At 60.9% G+C, this 19675-nt stretch carries 18 protein-coding genes; 6 read left to right on the top strand and 12 right to left on the bottom strand.

The window, feature by feature from the left end; genetic code table 11:
* Window positions 1-118 precede the first annotated feature (118 nt).
* From P3T40_RS04030 to P3T40_RS04015, 4 genes are all read right to left on the bottom strand, one after another.
* Window positions 119-1333 carry an ABC transporter substrate-binding protein gene (locus tag P3T40_RS04030; protein ID WP_429266377.1) on the bottom strand — a complete coding sequence of 405 codons (1215 nt, stop codon included), beginning with the start codon at window positions 1331-1333 and terminating at the stop codon, window positions 119-121.
* Window positions 1334-1382: 49 nt separating this feature from the next.
* Entirely contained in the window at window positions 1383-2141 is a 759-nt protein-coding gene (locus P3T40_RS04025) for an ABC transporter ATP-binding protein (RefSeq protein ID WP_429266376.1), read from the bottom strand.
* Entirely contained in the window at window positions 2138-2917 is a 780-nt protein-coding gene (locus P3T40_RS04020; RefSeq protein ID WP_429266375.1) for an ABC transporter ATP-binding protein, read from the bottom strand. Before P3T40_RS04020 ends, P3T40_RS04025 begins: the two co-directional genes overlap by 4 nt.
* A 243-nt stretch (window positions 2918-3160) precedes the next feature.
* Complete coding sequence (locus P3T40_RS04015; protein WP_429266374.1) at window positions 3161-4888, bottom strand: GMC family oxidoreductase; 1728 nt, start codon at window positions 4886-4888, stop codon at window positions 3161-3163.
* Window positions 4889-5758: 870 nt separating this feature from the next.
* Between P3T40_RS04015 and P3T40_RS04010 the strand changes: the two genes are divergently transcribed.
* Both P3T40_RS04010 and P3T40_RS04005 read left to right on the top strand, forming a co-directional pair.
* Window positions 5759-6658, top strand: coding sequence for a LysR family transcriptional regulator (locus P3T40_RS04010; RefSeq protein ID WP_429266373.1), 900 nt, complete (start codon window positions 5759-5761; stop codon window positions 6656-6658).
* A 212-nt stretch (window positions 6659-6870) separates the two neighbouring features.
* Window positions 6871-7407 (top strand): class IV adenylate cyclase, encoded by a 537-nt coding sequence (locus tag P3T40_RS04005; protein ID WP_429266372.1) that lies wholly within the window; start codon window positions 6871-6873, stop codon window positions 7405-7407.
* A gap of 18 nt (window positions 7408-7425) precedes the next feature.
* Here the strand turns inward: P3T40_RS04005 and P3T40_RS04000 are convergent, their stop codons facing one another.
* Complete coding sequence (locus P3T40_RS04000) at window positions 7426-7917, bottom strand: Lrp/AsnC family transcriptional regulator (RefSeq protein WP_429266371.1); 492 nt, start codon at window positions 7915-7917, stop codon at window positions 7426-7428.
* A 138-nt stretch (window positions 7918-8055) separates the two neighbouring features.
* On the opposite strand from P3T40_RS04000, the gene phhA reads away from it, so the two are divergent.
* Both phhA and P3T40_RS03990 read left to right on the top strand, forming a co-directional pair.
* Window positions 8056-8946, top strand: a complete 891-nt coding sequence (gene phhA / locus P3T40_RS03995; protein WP_429266370.1) for a phenylalanine 4-monooxygenase — start codon at window positions 8056-8058, stop codon at window positions 8944-8946.
* Between the two features lie 67 nt (window positions 8947-9013).
* On the top strand, window positions 9014-9430 hold the full coding sequence (locus tag P3T40_RS03990; RefSeq protein WP_429266369.1) for a 4a-hydroxytetrahydrobiopterin dehydratase: 417 nt from the start codon (window positions 9014-9016) through the stop codon (window positions 9428-9430).
* Between the two features lie 80 nt (window positions 9431-9510).
* Here P3T40_RS03990 and P3T40_RS03985 read toward each other — a convergent pair whose 3' ends face one another.
* Window positions 9511-9735 (bottom strand): DUF3717 domain-containing protein, encoded by a 225-nt coding sequence (locus P3T40_RS03985; RefSeq protein WP_429266368.1) that lies wholly within the window; start codon window positions 9733-9735, stop codon window positions 9511-9513.
* Window positions 9736-9856: 121 nt separating this feature from the next.
* Here P3T40_RS03985 and P3T40_RS03980 point away from each other — a divergent pair, with 121 nt between their 5' ends.
* Complete coding sequence (locus P3T40_RS03980) at window positions 9857-10543, top strand: response regulator transcription factor (protein ID WP_074262960.1); 687 nt, start codon at window positions 9857-9859, stop codon at window positions 10541-10543.
* Window positions 10544-10694: 151 nt separating this feature from the next.
* Window positions 10695-12191: a sensor histidine kinase N-terminal domain-containing protein gene (locus tag P3T40_RS03975; protein ID WP_429266367.1), complete on the top strand. Its 1497-nt coding sequence runs from the start codon at window positions 10695-10697 to the stop codon at window positions 12189-12191.
* 86 nt (window positions 12192-12277) lie between these two features.
* On the opposite strand, the gene P3T40_RS03970 is transcribed toward P3T40_RS03975, so the two are convergent.
* The 6 genes from P3T40_RS03970 to P3T40_RS03945 all read right to left on the bottom strand — a co-directional run bounded on the left by P3T40_RS03970 (window position 12278) and on the right by P3T40_RS03945 (window position 18849).
* On the bottom strand, window positions 12278-12760 hold the full coding sequence (locus tag P3T40_RS03970) for an SET domain-containing protein (protein ID WP_429266366.1): 483 nt from the start codon (window positions 12758-12760) through the stop codon (window positions 12278-12280).
* A 220-nt stretch (window positions 12761-12980) separates the two neighbouring features.
* Window positions 12981-14093 carry an NADH:flavin oxidoreductase/NADH oxidase gene (locus P3T40_RS03965; RefSeq protein ID WP_429266365.1) on the bottom strand — a complete coding sequence of 371 codons (1113 nt, stop codon included), beginning with the start codon at window positions 14091-14093 and terminating at the stop codon, window positions 12981-12983.
* A gap of 208 nt (window positions 14094-14301) precedes the next feature.
* Window positions 14302-15024 (bottom strand): glutamine amidotransferase, encoded by a 723-nt coding sequence (locus tag P3T40_RS03960; protein WP_429266364.1) that lies wholly within the window; start codon window positions 15022-15024, stop codon window positions 14302-14304.
* A gap of 116 nt (window positions 15025-15140) precedes the next feature.
* Window positions 15141-15779 (bottom strand): MarR family winged helix-turn-helix transcriptional regulator, encoded by a 639-nt coding sequence (locus P3T40_RS03955; protein ID WP_429266363.1) that lies wholly within the window; start codon window positions 15777-15779, stop codon window positions 15141-15143.
* A 646-nt stretch (window positions 15780-16425) separates the two neighbouring features.
* Window positions 16426-17541 (bottom strand): YbdK family carboxylate-amine ligase, encoded by a 1116-nt coding sequence (locus tag P3T40_RS03950; protein ID WP_429266362.1) that lies wholly within the window; start codon window positions 17539-17541, stop codon window positions 16426-16428.
* A 105-nt stretch (window positions 17542-17646) separates the two neighbouring features.
* Window positions 17647-18849, bottom strand: a complete 1203-nt coding sequence (locus P3T40_RS03945; protein ID WP_429266361.1) for a cation:proton antiporter — start codon at window positions 18847-18849, stop codon at window positions 17647-17649.
* Window positions 18850-19675: the final 826 nt, after the last annotated feature.

Genomic DNA, 19675 nt, shown 5'->3' with positions numbered 1-19675 from the left:
GGTGAGATCGAAATGCGCGCGACCGGCTGCGCGCGGCCCCCTGTCCCGCCCGCGCGCAGCGTGGTGAACCGGGCCCGTCTGTTGTACCGGCTACAGACGGACGGGATTCAGCCCGCGTTTATTTCCACAGCGCGCAGCGCGTTTCCGCCTTGGTCGTGAACGCCTGATCACCCGGAATGGTCGCCGTAATCTTGTAGTAGTCCCACGGTTCTTTCGATTCAGCCGGCGTCTTCACCTGCATCAGATACATGTCGTGAATCATGCTGCCGTCCTCACGGATATAGCCCTTGGCGTAGAAGTCGTCGATCTTGGTCTTCTTCAGCTGAGCCATGATCTTGTCAGGATCCGTCGAACCCACCGCCTGCACCGCCTTCAGATAGGTCGTAACGGCCGAGTAGTCGGCTGCCTGCAGGCTCGACGGCATCTTCTTCGTCTTGTCGAAGTAACGCTCAGCCCACTTGCGCGTGGTGTCGTTCTTGTTCCAGTACCAGCTGTCGGTCAGCACCAGACCTTGCGTCGTTTCGAGCCCGAGACTGTGGATGTCGTCGATGAAGATCAGCAGCGCCGCGAGCTTCATGGTCTTCGTGATGCCGAATTCCTTCGCCGCCTTGATCGAGTTGATGGTGTCGCCACCGGCGTTCGCAAGGCCCAGCACCTGCGCCTTCGACGCTTGCGCCTGCAACAGGAACGAGGAGAAATCCGAAGCCGACAACGGATGGTGCACGTCGCCGAGCACCTGGCCGCCATTTGCCTTCACCACGGCGGCGGTCGCCGTTTCCAGCGCCTTGCCGAACGCGTAGTCAGCCGTCAGGAAGAACCAGGTTTTACCGCCCTGCTTCGTCACCGCCGTGCCCGTGCCCTTCGCGAGCGCCGTCGTGTCATACGCGTAATGGATCGTGTACGGCGTGCATTGCTCGTTGGTCAGGGTGTCTGCGCCAGCGCCGACGTTGATATAGACCTTGTGCTTTTCGCCCGCCACCTGGCCCATCGACAGACCTGTCGCCGAGTTCGTGCCACCGATCAACATATTGACGCCGTCGCGGTCGAACCATTCGCGCGCCCGCGATGCGGCGATGTCCGCCTTGTTCTGGTGGTCCGCGTAGACGAGTTCGATCGGCTTGCCATTGACCTTGCCGCCAAAGTCGGCGATCGCCATGCGGATCGCTTCGAGGCCGCCGGGGCCATCGATATCTGCGTAAAGGCCGGACATGTCGGTGATATAGCCGATCTTGACTGTGTCGTCAGCCGCCCGCGCGCCGCCCATCATCAGCGCGGCGCTGGCCGCTGCTGCAAAGCAGAATGCCGAAAGTCGCGCGAGTGTATTCATTTTCATTGCGGTCTCCTTGTTTCCTTGCTTGTGGTTATCAGAGGCAATCGGGCACCTATACGCCAAGCAGGTCGTGCAGCGCCGGCATCTTGCTTTCGAGTTCGCCAGCGCCGAAGTGTTCGACGATGCCGCCATGCTCCATCACATAGAAGCGGTCGGCTAGCGGCGCGGCAAAACGGAAATTCTGTTCGACCATCACGATCGTGTAGCCGCGCGCCTTGAGCGTCACGATCATGCGCGCGAGCGCCTGCACGATGACCGGTGCAAGGCCCTCTGAGATTTCGTCGAGCAGCAACAGACTGGCGCCGGTGCGCAGGATCCGGGCCACGGCGAGCATCTGCTGCTCGCCCCCGGAGAGCCGCGTGCCCTGACTCACCCGGCGTTCCTGCAGATTGGGGAACATCGCGTAGATTTCATCCAGCGACATCATGTGCGCAGCATCGCCGACCGGCGGAGGCAGCAGGAGGTTTTCCTCACATGACAGGCTCGAAAAGATGCCGCGCTCTTCGGGACAGTAGCCAATGCCGCAGTGGGCGATGCGATGGGTCGGCATATCGATGGTCTCGCGCCCGCCGACGCGAATCGACCCGGTACGCCGCCCGGTGAGTCCCATGATGGCGCGCAGCGTGGTGGTGCGTCCGGCGCCGTTGCGGCCCAGCAAGGTGACGACTTCGCCCCGGTTCACGGTCAGGTCGACGCCATGCAATATATGGGATTCGCCATACCACGCCTGCAGGCCTGCGATCTCCAACGCGGGTTCCGCGCTGGCCACACCGCTGACTTCGACGTTCTCGCGCTCCGCAATCGTGCTCATGCATGCGCTCCGGTGAGCGCGGCATCGGCACTACCCATATAGGCCTGCATAACGAGCGGGCTCTTCGATACTTCGGCGTACGTGCCTTCGGCGAGCACCTCACCACGTTGCAGGACAGTAATCGTGTCGGAGATGCCGGCGATCACATTCATGTTGTGCTCGACCATCAGGATGGTGCGGCCGCTCGAGACCTTCTTGATCAGGGCGGTCACGCGATCGACGTCTTCGTGGCCCATGCCCTGGGTCGGCTCGTCGAGCAGCATCAGTTCGGGCTCCATCGCGAGCGTGGTGGCAATTTCGAGGGCGCGCTTGCGGCCATAGGACAATTCGACCGTCAGCACGTCGGCAAAGTCGGTCAAACCGACCTGCGTGAGCAGATCCATGGCCCGGTCATCGAGCTGATGCAACGTGCGTTCGCTCTTCCAGAAATGAAAAGCGGTGCCCAACGCGCGCTGCAAACCGATGCGAACGTTCTGCAATGCCGTCAGATGCGGAAACACGGCGGAAATCTGGAACGAACGGATGATGCCGCGCCGCGCAATTTGTGCCGGCCGTTCACGGGTGATGTCGACGCCGTTGTAGACGATCTGCCCTGCGGTGGGCACGAGGAATTTGGTCAGCAAATTGAAGCAGGTCGTTTTACCGGCGCCATTCGGGCCGATCAACGCATGAATCGAGCCACGGCGCACGCGCAGGTTGACGCCGTTGACGGCGACAAAGCCCTTGAACTCTCTCGTTAGTCCGCGCGTTTCGAGAATCGTGTCGCCGAGAATCATGTTCCCTTCCATGCGAAGTGAGGCGAAACACTACGATCTTCCGCGCCAGAGGCTGCGCGACGTGTGATGGCGACGACACCCCCGTGCCGATCGTTGGCGTGGTGCACCAATTACGGACGGTAATCCACGGCGCGCCACGCAGCATGGCGCCATTGTCGCGCCAATGATGCAGCGCATTCATTGGGATTTGCACTTAGTATGCGATGCGCGCCGGCAAGCCGCGGCGCGCATCGCGCTTGCATGTCACGCAATGGACATCGAAGCCGCCGGGCGTGACTGCGATGTTTGCCCGGCAAGACGTGCGCGACGATCCTCGCGAATCATGTCGCTCGCGCGCTCGGCGATCATCAGCGTGGGCGAGTTGGTATTGCCCGAGGTGATGTTAGGCATGACCGAAGCATCGACCACGCGCAAACCTTCGACACCGATCACGCGCAGGCGCTGGTCGACGACGGCGGCTGGGTCGTCCGGCGTGCCCATCCGGCAAGTACCGACTGGATGGAAGATCGTGGTCCCCACATTGCCGGCGGCCTGCTGGAGTTCCTCTTCGGTCTGAAACTCGATGCCAGGGATAATTTCTTGCGGCCGATACGGGGCCAGTGCGGGCGCGGCCGCAATACGCCGCGTCAGACGCAGCGCATTGGCTGCGATGTGACGGTCGTAATCGGTGGACAGATAGTTGGGCGCGATTAGCGGCGCCGTGTGCGGCTCGGCAGAGACGATATGAACACTGCCGCGTGACGAGGGTCGCAAATGGCACACCGAGGCGGTAAACGCGTTGAAGCGATGCAGCGGCTCGCCGAAGCGATCGAGCGAAAGCGGTTGCACGTGATACTGGAGATCAGGCCGGGTGACCGAGCGGTCATCGGGGTCCGATTTCGCAAATGCACCAAGTTGCGACGGCGCCATCGACATTGGTCCGCTCTGGAACAGCGCGTACTGCAGGCCGATCATCAGTTTGCCCCACCAATGCGCCGAAGCGGTATTGAGCGTGCGCACGCCGTCGACCTTGTACGCCATGCGCAATTGCAGATGATCCTGGAGATTCTCGCCGACGCCGCGCAGATCCTGCACGACCTCGATGCCGAGGTTCTGCAGTCGTGCACCGTTACCGATGCCAGAGAGTTCGAGCAACTGCGGCGAGTTGACCGCGCCGGAACTGAGGATCACTTCACAACGGGCTTTGGCGAAATAATCGATGTTATTGCCGTGATATTCGACACCGGTGCAACGGCGCCCATCGAACACGACGCGCTGCGTGACGGCGCCGGTGATGACAGTCAGATTGGGGCGCTTGAGTGCGGGGCGTAGAAAGGCCTTCGAGGCGTTCCAGCGGATGCCGCGTTTCTGGTTGACGTCAAAGTAGCCGACGCCGCTGTTGTCACCGCGATTGAAGTCGTTGGTGGCGGGGATGCCGGTTTGCTGCGCGGCCTGCGCGAAGGTCTCGAGAATTTTCCATTTGAGGCGTTGTTTTTCGACGCGCCATGGGCCGCCTGCGCCATGCGATTCGTTGGCGCCGCCGTGGTAGTCCTCGCTGCGTTTGAAGATGGGGAGGACGTTGTTCCAGGACCAGGAGGCATCATTGGTGACGCGGGCCCATTCGTCGTAGTCTTCGCGCTGACCGCGCATGTAGATCATGCCGTTTATGGACGAGCTGCCGCCCAGGACTCTGCCGCGGGGGTATGAAAGGGAGCGGCCGTTCAGGCCGGGTTCTTCGCGCGTTTTGTAGAGCCAGTCGGTGCGGGGGTTGCCGATGCAGTATAAATACCCTACCGGGACGTGGATCCAGTGGTAGTCGTCCTTGCCGCCGGCTTCTAGTAGAAGTACGGAGACTTCTGGGTCTTCGGTTAGGCGGTTTGCTAGTACGCAGCCTGCTGTGCCGGCGCCTATTACTATGTAGTCGAATTCGCCTTCTAACGTTCTCGTTTCCGTTTCTGCGCTGCGCGCGGCTGTCTTGCTGGTCGTGCTCACTGTTTCGTCTCCTTAGTTTGTTTGCCTACGGCGTTTTTGGCGTTGCTCATACGGCGTTCGCCTTTCCTTGGTTTCTTCGTGGTCTGTTTGCCTGCGGGGCTTTTGGTGGTGGTTTTACGGCGTTGGCCTCTCCTTGCATTCTTATCGGTCTATTAGCTTCGCCCCTGTGCGGGGCGGCACCTACTTTCTTTGCCGCCGCAAAGAAAGTAGGCAAAGAAAGCGGGCTGCAACCGCCAGCCCGTAGTGAGCCATCTCGGTCATCCACCGGAAACGGCCCAACACGAGACGCGCCCTCGCACCACTCGCGTTAGTGACAAAGCACTCATCCGTTCCAGCGTCGCGCTGCGCGCCCCGCCGTCTGGCATAACAATTCTTCGATACGCTCTTACTGTTTTTCTCATGTTTAGGTATCCAAACATTCACCACCTACCCCACGCACGCATTCACACGCATCGCAGTAGAGCCAACCCATCCGCCGCGCACGCAGCGCGCTGGCGGGATGAATGAGCCCTGTGTCACTAGCGCTTGCGGTGCGAGAGACGATCTCGTTTTGGGCCGTTCCCGGTGGATGACCGAGATGGCTCACTACGGGCTGGCGGTTGCAGCCCGCTTTCTTTGCCGCCCCGCACAGGGGCGAAGCTAATAGACCGATAAGAATGCAAGGAGAGGCCAACGCCATAGGAACACAGCCAAAGACAAACCCAACCAGACCGAAAACAAAACAAGGAAAGCCCAACGCCATAGAAACACCAACCAAACACCGTAGGCAAAAACCAAAAAAGCCCTGATTCCGGAAGCCTACCCGCCAGCGCAGCACAAAATCCAATGAGTTCTACTCAACCGCGCTATAAGCCGCGCTAATATCACCAAATGGACTTAACCCTACTGCGAGCTTTTGTCACCGTCGCCAACGAGGGCAACCTCACCCGCGCCGCGGTGCAACTGCATCTAACCCAACCTGCCGTCAGCCTGCAAATCAAGCATCTGCAGGAAACGCTAGGACTAACGCTATTCACGCGAACCTCGCACGGACTAGCATTAACGCGCGACGGCCAGGCGCTACTACCACACGCCGAACGCGCCCTCGCCGCAGCCAACGACGTACAACGCGCCGCCGCATCGCTCCGTCACGAGGTACGCGGCACGCTCCGCATAGGCACAATCCTCGATCCGGAATTCCTCCGCCTCGGCGGCTTCCTCAAGCAGCTCGTCGAAACCTGGCCGCATATCGAAACCGCCCTGCGGCACGGCATGTCCGGCTGGGTCCTCGAGCAGATCCGCGCGGGCGAGCTCGATGTGGGTTACTACATCGGCCATCCTTCAGAAGACGATACCCGCGACGGCGCCGCGTTTCATGCGCTCACGCTGACGCATTTCCAGTACCGCGTGCTCGCGCCCGCCGGCTGGAAGGACCGCGTGAAAGGCGCGCGCGACTGGCGTACACTCGCCGCCCTGCCATGGATCTGGACGCCGCCCGCCTCCGCCCATCATCGGCTGCTGTCACGGCGCTTTGCCGAGGCTGGTGTGAAGCCTGTTAAGGTGGCTGAAGTCGATCAGGAGCCGTCGATGCTCGATCTGGTTAAATCAGGCGTCGGCCTCACCCTCGCGCGCGACGCCACCGCCATCGCCGAAGCGCATGCCCACGCGCTCACGATCGTCGAGGGTGTCACAGTGCCGACCCAGTTGAGCTTCGTCACGCTGGCCGCGCGCCAGGACGATCCGGCGATTGCCGCGGCACTCAAGGCGATCGAGCAGCAGTGGGCGATATGAGGCGCACTCATGACAGCGCCGCCCGATCCGGCACTCGATTACGGACGCCTTAACACCATCGTCACGCGCTTTTTGCTAGATTCAGGGTTCGCGCGTCTGTTTGCACCCCGCCTTTGTTTAAGTTTCTTCCGAGTTTGTCCTTCCTGGCGCGCTTCGCCCCCGTAACATGTCTCTGAAGCCGCCCACAATCCATCCTTCCTGAGGAGCCTGACATGGCACGCAACATCGAAATCAAAGCCCGCGCACAGCAATTCGAGCAACTCCGCGAACGCGCCGCCGAACTTTCGCCCGAGGCTCCACTGATCTTCCGCCAGCAGGACTTTTTCTACGATGTGCCGCGTGGACGGCTCAAGCTGCGCCAGTTCGACGACGGCACACCCGCTGAGCTGATCTTCTATCAACGCGACGATCGTGACGGCCCGAAGGCGTCCTACTACACGCGCAGCCCTGTGACCAACCCGGAAGCCATGCATGCGCTGCTTGCCACCGCACTGACCACGCGCGGCATCGTCACCAAGGAGCGCCACGTCTACACGACCGGACGCACGCGCATTCACCTCGACCGGGTGGACGGCCTGGGTGACTTCGTCGAACTGGAAGTACTCCTCGCCCAGGACGACGACGAGGAAGGCGGCCACGCCGAAGCGCACGAAATGTTCGCGAAGCTCGGCGTGCCTGAAACGGATCTGGTGGCCGTCGCTTACGTGGATCTGCTCAGCCCCGACAGCGAGCCGCGGCAAGCGGCGTAAAAGTCTACAGGCGCCGCCTCAGCTAGCGGCCGACCCTGGTGCGAGGTGCCCCAACGGCAAAGGACCGTTGCGCTTGAACGTGGTCAACACGATGTTCGAACGCACGCTGTCCACACCCGGCACCCGCATCAGCTTCTTCATTACGAACGACGACAGCGCGTTCAGATCCGGCGCCACGATGCGCAGCAGATAATCGGCATCCCCCACCACCGCGTGGCATTCGAGCACCTCGGGCAGCACGTCGATCTGCTGTTGGAACTGCTCGATGATCGAATCGCCGTGATGCTTAAGCTTGAGACTGGTGAACGCGGTCACGCCGAGCCCGAGTTTCTCCGGGCGCAGCACGACTCGATAGCCGTCCACCACGCCCACCTGTTCGAGGCGCTGCAGTCGCCGGCCGATCTGCGACGGCGACAGCGGCACCTGCTCGCCGAGCTGCTGATGAGTCGCCCGTCCAAAGCGCTGCAGCACCTCTAGCAGCGCGAGATCGAAGTGATCTAGTTCCAGCATGATTAATCCCCGCATAAATTTGGATTTTAATGCACGATTATTGCATAAACATCCTAATTACCGCTCTCTTTGCGCCCTTTCCGCGGCTTCTCCGCTCTACACTGGCTGGACTGAAACACTGCATTCGAACGCCGCATCATGTCCAGTCCGAACACCGCCAAACTGCAGGAACAATTCGACGCCGGCCTCGAAACCCGTGCCGATTTCACCATCGACCAGCCGCTCCAGCGCTACGGCGCAGTCGATCACGCGGTCTGGAACCAGCTCTACGCGCGCCAAACAGCTTTGCTAAAGGGCCGAGTCTGCGAGGCGTTTCTGGCCGGCGTCGAGCGTCTGAACCTGTCGGCCGAGCACGTACCGTCGTTTGCCGCCATCAACGCACAGCTTACGCCCGCTACCGGTTGGGAGATTGTCGCGGTGCCGGGGCTGGTGCCGGAGCAGGTCTTCTTCGAACATTTGGCGAACCGCCGTTTTCCGGTCACCTGGTGGATGCGCCGTCCCGATCAGCTCGATTATCTGCAAGAACCGGACTGCTTTCACGACCTGTTCGGCCATGTGCCGCTGCTGATCAATCCGGTGTTCGCGGACTATATGCAGGCCTATGGCCGCGCGGCGCTAGCGGCGGATGACGTCGGCGCCCTGCCCTTACTCGCGAGGCTCTACTGGTACACCGTCGAATTCGGTCTGATCCGGGACGCGGCGAGCCCGAACGGCGTGCAGATCTATGGCGCGGGGATTGTGTCGAGCAAGAGCGAGACGCTTTATAGCCTCGAAAGCGCGGCGCCCAACCGGCTCGGCTTCGACCTCGCACGCGTCATGCAGACCCGCTACCGGATCGACACGTTTCAGAAGACGTATTTCGTGCTCGACGATTTCGCGCAACTGTTCGAGCTGGCCCGCACCGATCTCGGCCCCCTCATGGCGAAACTGGCCAACGCCGCACCGTTCGCAGCGGGCGCGGTGCTCGAATCCGATCGCGTGCTCAACCGGGGCACCCAGGAAGGCTGGCAAGCCGACGGCGACGTCTGAACCTACTTGGCCCAAACTCAGGGCGAGCCCAAAAGCGGCCCAACCCGATCCGTGAAAAAATAGCCGCATGTCCGCGTATCGCTCGCGCGTCTCAAGACGCGCGCGATCGCCGGTCTACAGGACGGGTGCGCTCCGGCGCGCCGATCCGGACAAACGAGCAAACAAGCGAGGTATCCTCATGATTAACAAACTGACTTCCGAAGAACGTTCAACGCAATTGCCCCAATTGCACGGCTGGGTGGCGGTCGCCGGCCGGGACGCGATCCAGCGGCATTTCAAGTTTGCCGATTTCAACGAGGCGTTCGGTTTCATGACGCGGGTTGCGATCAAGGCCCAGGAAATGGACCATCATCCGGAATGGTTCAACGTCTACAACAAGGTGGAAATCACACTGTCGACGCATGAGGCCGGTGGTCTCACGGAACGGGATATCTTGCTGGCCCGTTTTATCGATCAGGCCGGCAAAGACTCGCAGAAAGGCTAGGCATCGACGCACGCAGGAAAACCGCCTTTGCAGTACGATGAAAGGGCTTTGCAGGTATTACGGCACGCAAACCTTCAGTTCTACAGGCCATTCTTAAGGCGAACGTAAGAATTCCACGCTTCCCGCGCGGTTGCATCCAAACCTTCCGGTGATAGCGCGGTCTGACGCTGTACAATCATCAGCGCATACGGCTTGGAGAGCGCGCTTGCCTCCTTGCACAGAACCAGTTCGTCGCCGCTCGAAGGTGAGCGGGCGCGCCAGAAGTTGATCGCGGCTTCCAGTTCGTGGATCGTTATATCGGACATGACTTTCGTGATTGCTCCCTGGACGCGCAGGTACGGCGACGCCGCCCGGCATCCTGTGCAGCAGGCGCCCCGGCGAACCGCGTGCCCGAACGCCTAAACCCATTGTACTTGAGCGAAATCCATGCGACTCCTTCTGATCGAAGATGACCGCCCCATCGCACGCGGCATCCAAAGCAGTCTCGAACAAGCCGGCTTCACGGTCGACATGGTCCACGACGGCATTTTCGCCGAACAGGCCCTCACGCAAAACCGCCACGAACTCGTGATCCTCGATCTGGGTCTGCCCGGCATCGACGGCATGACGCTGCTCTCGCGCTTTCGTCAGAGCAACCGGCACACGCCTGTGATCGTGCTGACCGCGCGCGACGAACTGAACGACCGCGTTCAGGGCCTGAATTCCGGCGCCGACGACTACATGCTGAAGCCGTTCGAACCGGCTGAACTCGAAGCGCGCATCCGTGCGGTAATGCGCCGCAGCGGCCCGCACGGCGACATGCCGCGTCCGGAAGTGTCGTTGGGCGGCGTGCGCCTGTCGGGTGTCGACCGCCGCATCTTCAATGACGACAAGCCGCTCGAACTGTCGCCGCGTGAATTCGCCGTGCTTGAAATGCTGCTGCTGCGCCACGGCCGCGTGGTCAGCAAGGCTCAACTGCAAGACCACCTGACGCACTTCGGCGGCGATCTTGGCGACACTGCGATCGAAGTCTATGTGCACCGTGTGCGCAAAAAGCTCGAAAACTGCCGCGTCGAAATCGTCACGGTGCGCGGTTTCGGCTACCTGTTGCAGGAAATCCGTCAGGCCGCATAATGGTTATGAAGGCTCGGGCCACGCTGATGGCCCGATAACCTGACGGCGCTGGGCCGGCACGGCGCATTCGTCGCACGGATGCGTAGTTTGCCGCGGCCCAGCGGCTTTCGGCGGCTCAGACGCCGCTCTGCCTCTTTTATCGCGTTCGACCATGCCCCACCCGGCCGCGAATAGCCTGCGTCGCACGCTGCTGCGCCGCTTGGCCGCCCCCCTTTCCCTGCTCGCATTGATGAGCGGCCTGATCGCCTACTGGCTCGCGTGGCAATACACGCAGCATGTGGTCGACCGGTCGCTGGCCGACCTCGCCACCGCCATTTCCAGGCAGATCCAGATTGCCGGTCCCAATGCGTCGGTCAGCGTGAAACCGCTCGCCCAAGCCATGTTCTCCGATCCGATTGAACATCTGTCTTATCGGATCAGCGACGGCGAAAGCGAAATCGCCGGTGATCCGAGCCTGCCGCTGCAGGGCAAGAACGTACGCATCATGCACTACGCCTACGTGTTCGAGACGCAGCACCAGGGCATCACCATGCGCGTCGCACAAGTGCGCGTGGACCAGCCCAAAGGCAATCCGATTGTCGTGGAGGTGGGACAACCGGTCGAGCACCGCATTGAGATCGCGGCCGAATTCCTGGTTGCGATCATGATGCCGCTGCTGCTGTTGCTGCTCGCCGGCTGGGTGATCGTGTGGCGCGTGGTCAATCAGCAGCTCAATCCGTTGACCGATCTGGCCGACTCGCTGAACCGGCAGACTCACACTTCGCTGGAGCCGGTCGACGAGACCTACGTGCCGGTCGAAATCCGTCCGCTTACAGGCGCACTAAACGCACTGCTCGACCGCCTGAAAGCCGCGCTCGACGCGCAGCGCAAATTTATCGCCGACGCCGCGCATCAACTGCGCACGCCGCTCACCGCCGTCAAGCTGCACGCGGAACAGGCAGCCGTGGCCCGCGATCCGCAAAAGACGCTCGCCGCTGTGCGTGAACTGCGCGCCGCCGCCGATCGCGCGGTGCGCCTGTCCAACCAGTTGCTCTCGCTCGCACGCGCCGAACCGGGTGAGCAGGCTGCGCGTTTCGTCAACGTCGACATGGCCGCGCTGGCTTTCGAAACTGGTGCGGAATGGGTGCCGCGCGCGCTCGCGGTCCACGTCGACTTGGGCTTCCAGCGCCTGGACGACCCCGCCAACGATCGGCCGCTCACCGCGCGCGGCAACCCGGTGCTGCTGCACGAGGTGATTGCCAACCTGCTCGACAATGCGCTGAAGTATGTGCCGCCTTCGCGTTTCGACGGCGGGCGCATCACGCTCACCGTCTCGCAGAGCCACGTCGACAATGTGGCGATGGCGGAGGTCATCGTCGAAGACAACGGACCGGGCGTGCCGGTGAACCAGCAGGTCGATCTGTTCAAGCGCTTTTTCCGCGGCGACGGCCAGAGCGAAAGCGGCGTCGACAGCGGCGCGGGCCTCGGCCTCGCGATCGTTCACGACATCATGGTGCTGCATCACGGCAGCGTGCATTACGAAGACGCACCGGACGGCGGCGCGCGCTTTATCGTGCGGATACCGTTGACAGCAAGCAACGCGGTGCGCGAGCCCGAGGGCCGGCGCGCGCCAAAAAAATCGGCGCACAAGGCGCCGATCGGTCTGTAGTCCCGCAGTCGTTATCTGGTCAGGTGTTGTTCCACTGACTAATGGCAAGCCCGGCCATGCCGGGCTGCGCTCACGCAGCCCGCGCGTCACTTCTTTTTCTTTTTGCCTTTCTTGTCGGCCTTTTCCGGCGGTGCCAGCATCGTGCCGCGGCATTTGCGCGCACCGCACCGGCACTCGTATTCCTTCTGCAGCTTCTTGGTCTGGCGCGCGTCGATCACGAGGCCGTAGTCGTAGAACAGTTCTTCGTCGGCCGCGATATCGCGCAACGCGTGCACATAGACGTGCCCGTCGATCTCCTCGGCTTCGCAATTCGGCGCGCACGAATGGTTGATCCAGCGGGCGCTATTGCCGTCCACCTTGCCGTCGATCACCCCGCCGTCATCCAGCGCGAAGTAAAACGTGTGATTCGGTTCTTTCGGATCGTGTGGGTGACGTCGCAAAGCTTCTTTCCACGAGATCCGCTCGCCCTTGTATTCGATCAGGCGCTCGCCGGCCGCAATCGGTTCGAGGGCAAACACGCCTTTGCCATGCACTCCCGAACGGCGCACGACGATCCTGCGTGAACTCATTGAATGAATCCTTGTGAAGAACTGGGGGTGAACATCTCGACTGTCGTCAGCACTGGCTGCATGCTGACGGCCGGATTTTCTGACTCGAATAGCAAACGCGGCGCCTTGCGGGCGCCGCGTCGACTTGCGACGCACATGCGTCACATCCGGCATCGTACACGCTTGATATGGCTTCCTTCAACCGTCAGACCGCCTTCAGCATGTTCTGCCCGTCAAAGACCTAACGCTGTCCGAACGAAATGTCACCGAACAGTGCCTTTTGATCGCGTGGTTGCGAGCGCCAATACTGCGGCGGCGCCTCGACCGTCGCGCCCAGTTGGGCGGCAGCGTGCCACGGCCAGCGTGGGTTGTAGAGCAGTCCGCGAGCTAACGCGATCAGGTCGGCGTCGCCCTCTTCGATCAGTTGCTCCGCATGGAACGGATCGGTGATGAGACCCACGGCGATAGTCGTGAGATCTGTGGCCTGCTTCACAGCGTGTGCGAACGGCACCTGGTAGCCGGGCTCAAGCGGGATTTTTTGCAAAGGCGAGACGCCGCCGGAAGAGACATCGATCCAGTCGCAGCCGCGTTTTTTCAGTTCCAGCGCGAAGGCAATCGTATCGTCGAGGGTGCACCCACCTTCGACCCAGTCGGTCGCCGACACGCGCACGCCCACCGGCTTGTCGGCCGGAAACGCGGCGCGCACGATCTCAAAGATCTCCAGTGGAAAACGCATGCGGTTTTCGCGCGAGCCGCCGTATTCGTCGGTACGTTGATTGGCAATCGGCGAGAGGAACTGATGCAGCAGGTAACCGTGCGCCCCGTGGACTTCGAGCGCGTCGATACCGAGCCGTGCCGCACGCCGGGCCGACGCCGCGAACGCCTCGCGAACCCGGTTGAGCCCTGCCGTATCGAGTGCGAGCGGCGGCTCTTCGCCCGCTTTATGCGGCAGCGCAGACGGCGCATGCGGCAACCAGCCGCCCTCGGCGACCGGAATCAGCTGACCGCCGTCCCACGGTGTATGGCTCGACGCCTTGCGGCCCGCGTGTGAGAGCTGCATCGCAACCGGAATCGAAGAATGTTTGCGGATTGCGGCGAGCACCGGCACGAGTGCGGCTTCCGTGACGTCGTCCCACAGGCCCAGATCCCCCGGCGTGATGCGACCTTCGGGTTCGACTGAGGTGGCCTCGATGCACAGCAGACCCGCGCCCGATAACGCCATGCTGCCCAGGTGGATCATGTGCCATGCGGTGGCTTCGCCACGCTCGGCGGAATACTGGCACATCGGCGACACGACGATGCGATTTGCAAGCGTCACGCTACGCAGCGTGAGCGGAGAAAAAAGCGCGCTCATGGATTACGCCCAAGGAAAGCGGAGGAGCGAACGAGCATAGCACCGCGTTCGATTCGCTGCTGGACAGGCATTCATGCCTGTCGGCCAGAGCGCACTCGCGCCGTCACGCATCGCTTTGTGGGTCCGGCGCGATTGAACCTGATTGAACCTGATTGAAACTGACATAAGCCTGACCGCAACCTGGCGTGAGCCTGGTAGTACGTACCATTTACGGCTTCGTACCGTTCTTCTCGACCTGGTCGAGCCACTCGCCGAACATCCGGCGGGCCGCTTCTTCAAGACCGGGGCCGAAACGGGCCGTCTCGGCGCGCAGTTCGCACACGTCGAGGCCTTCAGCGATGATTTCTCCAGCATTACCGATCAGCCAGGGCTCGAAACGGTCAGCGCGGATTTCCGGGTGGCATTGCAGACCCAGCACGTGCTGGCCCCAGGCGAACGCCTGGTTCTCACAAGCAGGGGTCGAGGCAAGATGGGTCGCACCGGCTGGCAGGTCGAAAGTGTCGCCGTGCCAATGCAGCATGGAGGTGAGCGCCCCGTCCACGTGACGAAGCGGCGAAGCGCGTCCGGCGTCGGTCAGCGTGAGCGGTGTCCAGCCGAGTTCAGTCCGGCCTGCTGGATAGACCCGGGCGCCGAGCGCCCGCGCAATCAGTTGCGCGCCAAGGCAGATGCCAAGCGTAGGCAGACCCGCCGCAATTCGCTTTTCGATCATCGACAAAAGCGGCAGGAGTGTCGGGTAGCGCGCATCGTCGCCGGCACTGATCGGGCCGCCCAGGACGACCATCAGCGAAGGTGCGACAGGGTCCGGCGCCTCAATACGGCCCAAGCCGACATCGAGGTAGCGAACCGGCCGCCCGCGCTCGCCCAGCACCAGTTCCAGACTGCCCAGATCTTCGAAGTGGACATGGCGAATCGCCAGAACTTCGTGAATCATCGGCAGATCCCATCATCAGTTGGACAAAAAGATACGGCGCCAGACAGCGCAAGGCCGATCAGGCAGGCTCGCATCTAGCGGCTGCCGGACCGGCTTTGCAGTGTGGCGGACCCGCGTTACTGCGCGTAGATCTTCCAGGTCTTCTTCTGGGTCGCGACGTCAGCGGCTTCGTACACCGAACAGTCCAGACGCACGTCCGTGTCCGACATCTTCAGATTCAGCAGCTTGCAAAAATGCGGCGTCTTCTTCGGATTCTTGCTCGGCTCGAAATGCGTGCAGGTCAGACACATGCGGTGCGGCGGAATGTCCTCCTGCGTTTCGAGCTGATGAACCGTCTTCAGCAGCGTGCGGTAGAACAGCGCCTGTTCGTCCTCGCGCAGCGTCCCCACCGCCTTGGCGAGGAAGTCCGGCCATTGCGCGGCGCGCTTGGCCGACGTGCGTCCACGGGCCGTCAGACGCACCGCGAGGGCGCGGCCGTCGTCGAGGGCACGGCGCTTTTCGACCAGCCCCTTGCTTTCCAGGGTGCTGACCGCATCGCTCGTGGTCGCGGCGGTCAAGGCCGTTTCACGTGCGATTTCGCCCAGGCGCATTGGACCCTTGCGTTGCATCAGCAACACCAGAATCTCGCCTTGAGTGGGCGTCAAACCCGCGCCTTCGGCCCACTCCCATGCCTGGCTTCGCATGGCCGTGCTCAGTCGCAATAGGCTGTGGGTGACTCGCCCGGTTGCCTGCTCTCCGTATACGCCTTCGCTCATAATCTTTCGTTGGTTATTGACAGCATGTCGCTGTTAGCTGGCCGTCGGGTGCCAAACACGCCGGCAGCCTGTATGTGGGCAGCCTCGCCCGGACCACGGACGGACTGAATCAACTATCTTGAAAATTTACTGCCTCGCACGCCATTTCTGGCGCACCTTACTACAACGCTTTTTTGCCATCTCCAACCACCCTGCTCGCCATCAAACCGGCCAGCGGTACAACGTGGTCGAAGCTGCGCAAACGACATTCTATGCGAGAGCGGCGAATCGTACAGCTAACTTATTCACCGGATCCTGTGGATAACCACGGGAAAACGCCCGGGACTGGGTGTGCACCGATTCTTGACAAGCCTCCCGAGCCCCTCGCCACCGTCGAAGTTATCCGCACTTTCCGGTCCGGATGCGAGTCTGAACAGCATGGTTATCATTTACGCATCGCTTTGACTTTGCAAGGAATTATTCAGTTGTCCACAGGCCCGTGCAATGCTTGTTAACTACTACTACGTTTGTATACGTAAACTTTGGAAACTTCTAAGGAACCCTGAACTGGAATCAGGATTGCGAAAAAAAACCCGCAAAAAACTGTTTTGCGGGTTTCGGCTAGGCCAACCGGCTGCCTTTGCCTGTCGTTTTGCCTACCGGTTTGTCACTCGCGCCACTGCAGACACTGCTGCCGTACCGCTTCATGCAACGACTTTTCATGTTCGAACACGGTCCGCAACCAGGTTGCATCGTTGAGCTGACCACGTGCGATCGACGCCACTTCAGCCAGCGCCTTGCCTGAACCCAACGCGTCGGCATGCGGCGCGATCCGTTCAAGCGTTTCGAGGATGTCTTCCGAAATCGTCTTGCGCTCGCCGGTTTGCGGATCGATGCAGGTGCCGGCCAGCCCGAAGCGGCATGCTTCGAACCGGTTGAATGTGTAGACGAGGTAGTCGTCCTCTCTCGGCGTCAACGGTTTATCGAGCAACAGATGACGTGCAAGCGTCTGGATGTAGCAGGCAATCGCCGCGGCGCGGTCGACCGACAGCGGCGTATCCATCACGCGCACTTCGATGGTCCCAAAACCTGGCTTCGGACGAATGTCCCAGTAGAAATCTTTCATGCTGTTCACGACACCCGTGTGAACCATCTTCGAAAAGTATTCTTCGAAGCTGTCCCAGGTCAGCATGAACGGCGCGCGGCCGGACAGCGGAAAGGCAAACACCGAATTCAGACGGGCCGAATGAAAACCTGTGTCCACACCTTGCACGAACGGCGATGACGCCGACAGCGCGATGAAGTGCGGGATGAATCGCGACATGGAATGCAACAGATACAGCGCACTGTTGGAATCCGGACAACCAATGTGCACGTGCTGGCCGAACACCGTGAACTGCTTGGCGAGATAGCCGTACAGTTCCGAGAGGTACTGAAAGCGCGGCGTATCGACAATCTGCCGGTCGCTCCATTGCTGAAACGCGTGCGTGCCGCCGCCGCACAAGCCCACGTTCAAGTGGTCTGCCGCGGAAACCAGCGTGTCGCGAATCGTGCGCAGATCGGCCAGCGCCTGCTCATGCGATGTGCAGATGCCGGTCGACAGTTCGATCATGCTTTCCGTAATCTCCGGCGTAATGTTGCCGGGGATTTTTTCATCCTTGATGAGCCGCAGCAGATCGGTGCCGGCTTTGGTCAGATCATAGTCATGGGTGTTGACGATCTGCATCTCGAGTTCAATACCGAAGGTGAACGGTTGCGAATCGACGAAGCGTTCGAGTGACATGGCGTCCCCTGATTCAAGTCGGCGGGACAGGCTTTATCTGCCCCACCGTTTTCAATGTCGAATGTGTGCGCGGAGTGGGATAGCGTTTTATTTCGCTATCCGCAATTATTCGCGGCGCTCGCCTACCAGCGCGAGCGAGCGATAAACCAGCCAGGGTCCGACAATCTGCAAGACGACGATCGAGCACATCATGATCGCGCGCAGACTAGGATCCAGATTCGGATATAGGGTGTACGTATCGTCGACCAGCAGATAGGCGAGCGCCGACATCGGCGAAAGCGAGAGACCGAGCGCGACACCCTGCTTCCAATCCAATCCGCTCGGCTTCGCGAAAGCGAGCACGCCGACAAGCTTGCCGACAAGCCGCGCAATGATCAGTCCAAGCGCGGCCAATCCGCCGATGCCGATGTCCTTCCATTCGAACGAAGTGAGCGTGAGCACGAACAGAATTACGGTGAGCAGCCAGCCGGCCGTGCCGAAATGCTGCGGCCACAGTTGCGGCCGCGCCTCCATGTTTTTAACGATGATGCCCGCGGCGAGCAGACTGAGAATCGTCGAAAGCTTGAATAGATGCGCGATTGCGATGGCGAGCAGCACGAGGCCGAAGAGCGCGACGAACGAATGCTCGTCCTGCATGTTCATGCGTCGATAGAAAAAGATGCAGGTGCGCGCGAGCGCAAACGCAAGAATTAGCGATCCGACGAGCAGATAAAGCGGCTGCAGAATGGTGGCGAACACATTGCCGTAGGCTTCCTGATGCAGCCAGCCCGACACGAGTTTTTCGATGACAACCGCATACATGCTGTTGAGCGCAGTCAGCGTCATCAGCCGTTGGGTGACCTGGCCTTCTGCACGCAATTCCGTTTTCAGCTGGATCACCATCGCCGGCGACGTGGCCATTGCGATGGCGGAGAGTACCAGTGCGACGATGGTCGGAACATGCAGGAATAACAGCACCGGCAAGACCAGCACAAACGTCAGGGTTGATTCAGCGACGCTCGACAGAATCAGCCAGGGATTACGGCGGATCCAGCGCAAATCGAGCCGGCTGCCGAGTTCGAACAGCAACAGGCCGAGTGCGACATCGAGCAATGGCCGCGCTGCTTTCGCCGAAACCGTGTCGATCACACCGAAGCCGGCAGCGCCGGCCACGAGACCGATCACCGCGTAACCGGAAATGCGTGGCAGCCGCCACGCGCGATAGCAAAGTTCGCCGCACAAACCGGCGGCGAGCAGCGCAAGCCCTGCCCAAAAAATGGCATCGGGTGAAAGCGGCCAGCCTGGGAAGAATGAAAACGCCGACTTCATCGTGGTGGGATCTCCTTTGTCGACTGGAGTTAGCGCTTTGGCGCTTACTTCAGTCCCATGCAACATAGTTGCTATCCGCAACGGCAGGCGACACGAACCGGCGGAAACACCGGCAAGCCCATCAACGCGCGATGTCTTGATTGCTGCGTTTGCTTTGTGCCGACCAGCGTTGCGAATAGTCAACGATCGGGTGAAATCAGAACGCGCCGGCCCTGCACACCTGCAAGCGGCGAACCCGGTGCGCTGCAGCAGCGCAGATTGCCCCAGCGATGGGTCCCGGCACGGGTGAACGAACGACGTCGACTTGATTCAGAGTCTGATGGACCGGCACCGTTCCATTGGTGCGTCTGCCGTTAGACGCAAGGCATGACGCGGAAAGAACGGCGATTGTGCCATAGGTTTTCCGGGTCGATCGGAAACGCTCGAATGAGGGGGTGAAGCGGTAAAAATGAACCGGTTTCGCCGAAGAACAAGAAAAATCGACCGGATGGAAGCTTGGTCATTCTGTGCTTGCGGACTCATAGCCGGTTTCCTTTTTGATTTTTACTGAACCTCGAAGATCAGCTCGATCAGGACTTTTGCGTCGTCGATCGGCGTTGGCGCGCGATGGTCTTTCTGTTTATTGGTTTACTCGTATGTATACGTAGTAGCAGTTAACAAGTGTCGCCCATTTCTGTGGATAACTCTGGTTTACCTAGCTGCGTCAGTGCCTTACCGAACGCACAACCGGATGCACAGTGTGTGCGGCTGCGACGGGTTGTGGTGGGTAACTTTTTGCGTTTTCGACGCGCGACAAAGTTACCCCGTTTACGTCCACATCCCGTCC

This window comes from Paraburkholderia sp. EB58 (assembly GCF_050436665.1).
Lineage (GTDB): Bacteria > Pseudomonadota > Gammaproteobacteria > Burkholderiales > Burkholderiaceae > Paraburkholderia.
This window is presented reverse-complemented; position numbering and strand designations above follow the sequence as displayed.

Coding starts and splice junctions, on each gene's coding strand:
- P3T40_RS04030 (WP_429266377.1), bottom strand. CDS start 1,333: ATGAAAATGAATACACTCGCGCGACTTTCGGCATTCTGCTTTGCAGCA.
- P3T40_RS04025 (WP_429266376.1), bottom strand. CDS start 2,141: ATGAGCACGATTGCGGAGCGCGAGAACGTCGAAGTCAGCGGTGTGGCC.
- P3T40_RS04020 (WP_429266375.1), bottom strand. CDS start 2,917: ATGATTCTCGGCGACACGATTCTCGAAACGCGCGGACTAACGAGAGAG.
- P3T40_RS04010 (WP_429266373.1), top strand. CDS start 5,759: ATGGACTTAACCCTACTGCGAGCTTTTGTCACCGTCGCCAACGAGGGC.
- P3T40_RS04005 (WP_429266372.1), top strand. CDS start 6,871: ATGGCACGCAACATCGAAATCAAAGCCCGCGCACAGCAATTCGAGCAA.
- P3T40_RS04000 (WP_429266371.1), bottom strand. CDS start 7,917: ATGCTGGAACTAGATCACTTCGATCTCGCGCTGCTAGAGGTGCTGCAG.
- phhA (WP_429266370.1), top strand. CDS start 8,056: ATGTCCAGTCCGAACACCGCCAAACTGCAGGAACAATTCGACGCCGGC.
- P3T40_RS03990 (WP_429266369.1), top strand. CDS start 9,014: ATGTCCGCGTATCGCTCGCGCGTCTCAAGACGCGCGCGATCGCCGGTC.
- P3T40_RS03985 (WP_429266368.1), bottom strand. CDS start 9,735: ATGTCCGATATAACGATCCACGAACTGGAAGCCGCGATCAACTTCTGG.
- P3T40_RS03980 (WP_074262960.1), top strand. CDS start 9,857: ATGCGACTCCTTCTGATCGAAGATGACCGCCCCATCGCACGCGGCATC.
- P3T40_RS03975 (WP_429266367.1), top strand. CDS start 10,695: ATGCCCCACCCGGCCGCGAATAGCCTGCGTCGCACGCTGCTGCGCCGC.
- P3T40_RS03970 (WP_429266366.1), bottom strand. CDS start 12,760: ATGAGTTCACGCAGGATCGTCGTGCGCCGTTCGGGAGTGCATGGCAAA.
- P3T40_RS03965 (WP_429266365.1), bottom strand. CDS start 14,093: ATGAGCGCGCTTTTTTCTCCGCTCACGCTGCGTAGCGTGACGCTTGCA.
- P3T40_RS03960 (WP_429266364.1), bottom strand. CDS start 15,024: ATGATTCACGAAGTTCTGGCGATTCGCCATGTCCACTTCGAAGATCTG.
- P3T40_RS03955 (WP_429266363.1), bottom strand. CDS start 15,779: ATGAGCGAAGGCGTATACGGAGAGCAGGCAACCGGGCGAGTCACCCAC.
- P3T40_RS03950 (WP_429266362.1), bottom strand. CDS start 17,541: ATGTCACTCGAACGCTTCGTCGATTCGCAACCGTTCACCTTCGGTATT.
- P3T40_RS03945 (WP_429266361.1), bottom strand. CDS start 18,849: ATGAAGTCGGCGTTTTCATTCTTCCCAGGCTGGCCGCTTTCACCCGAT.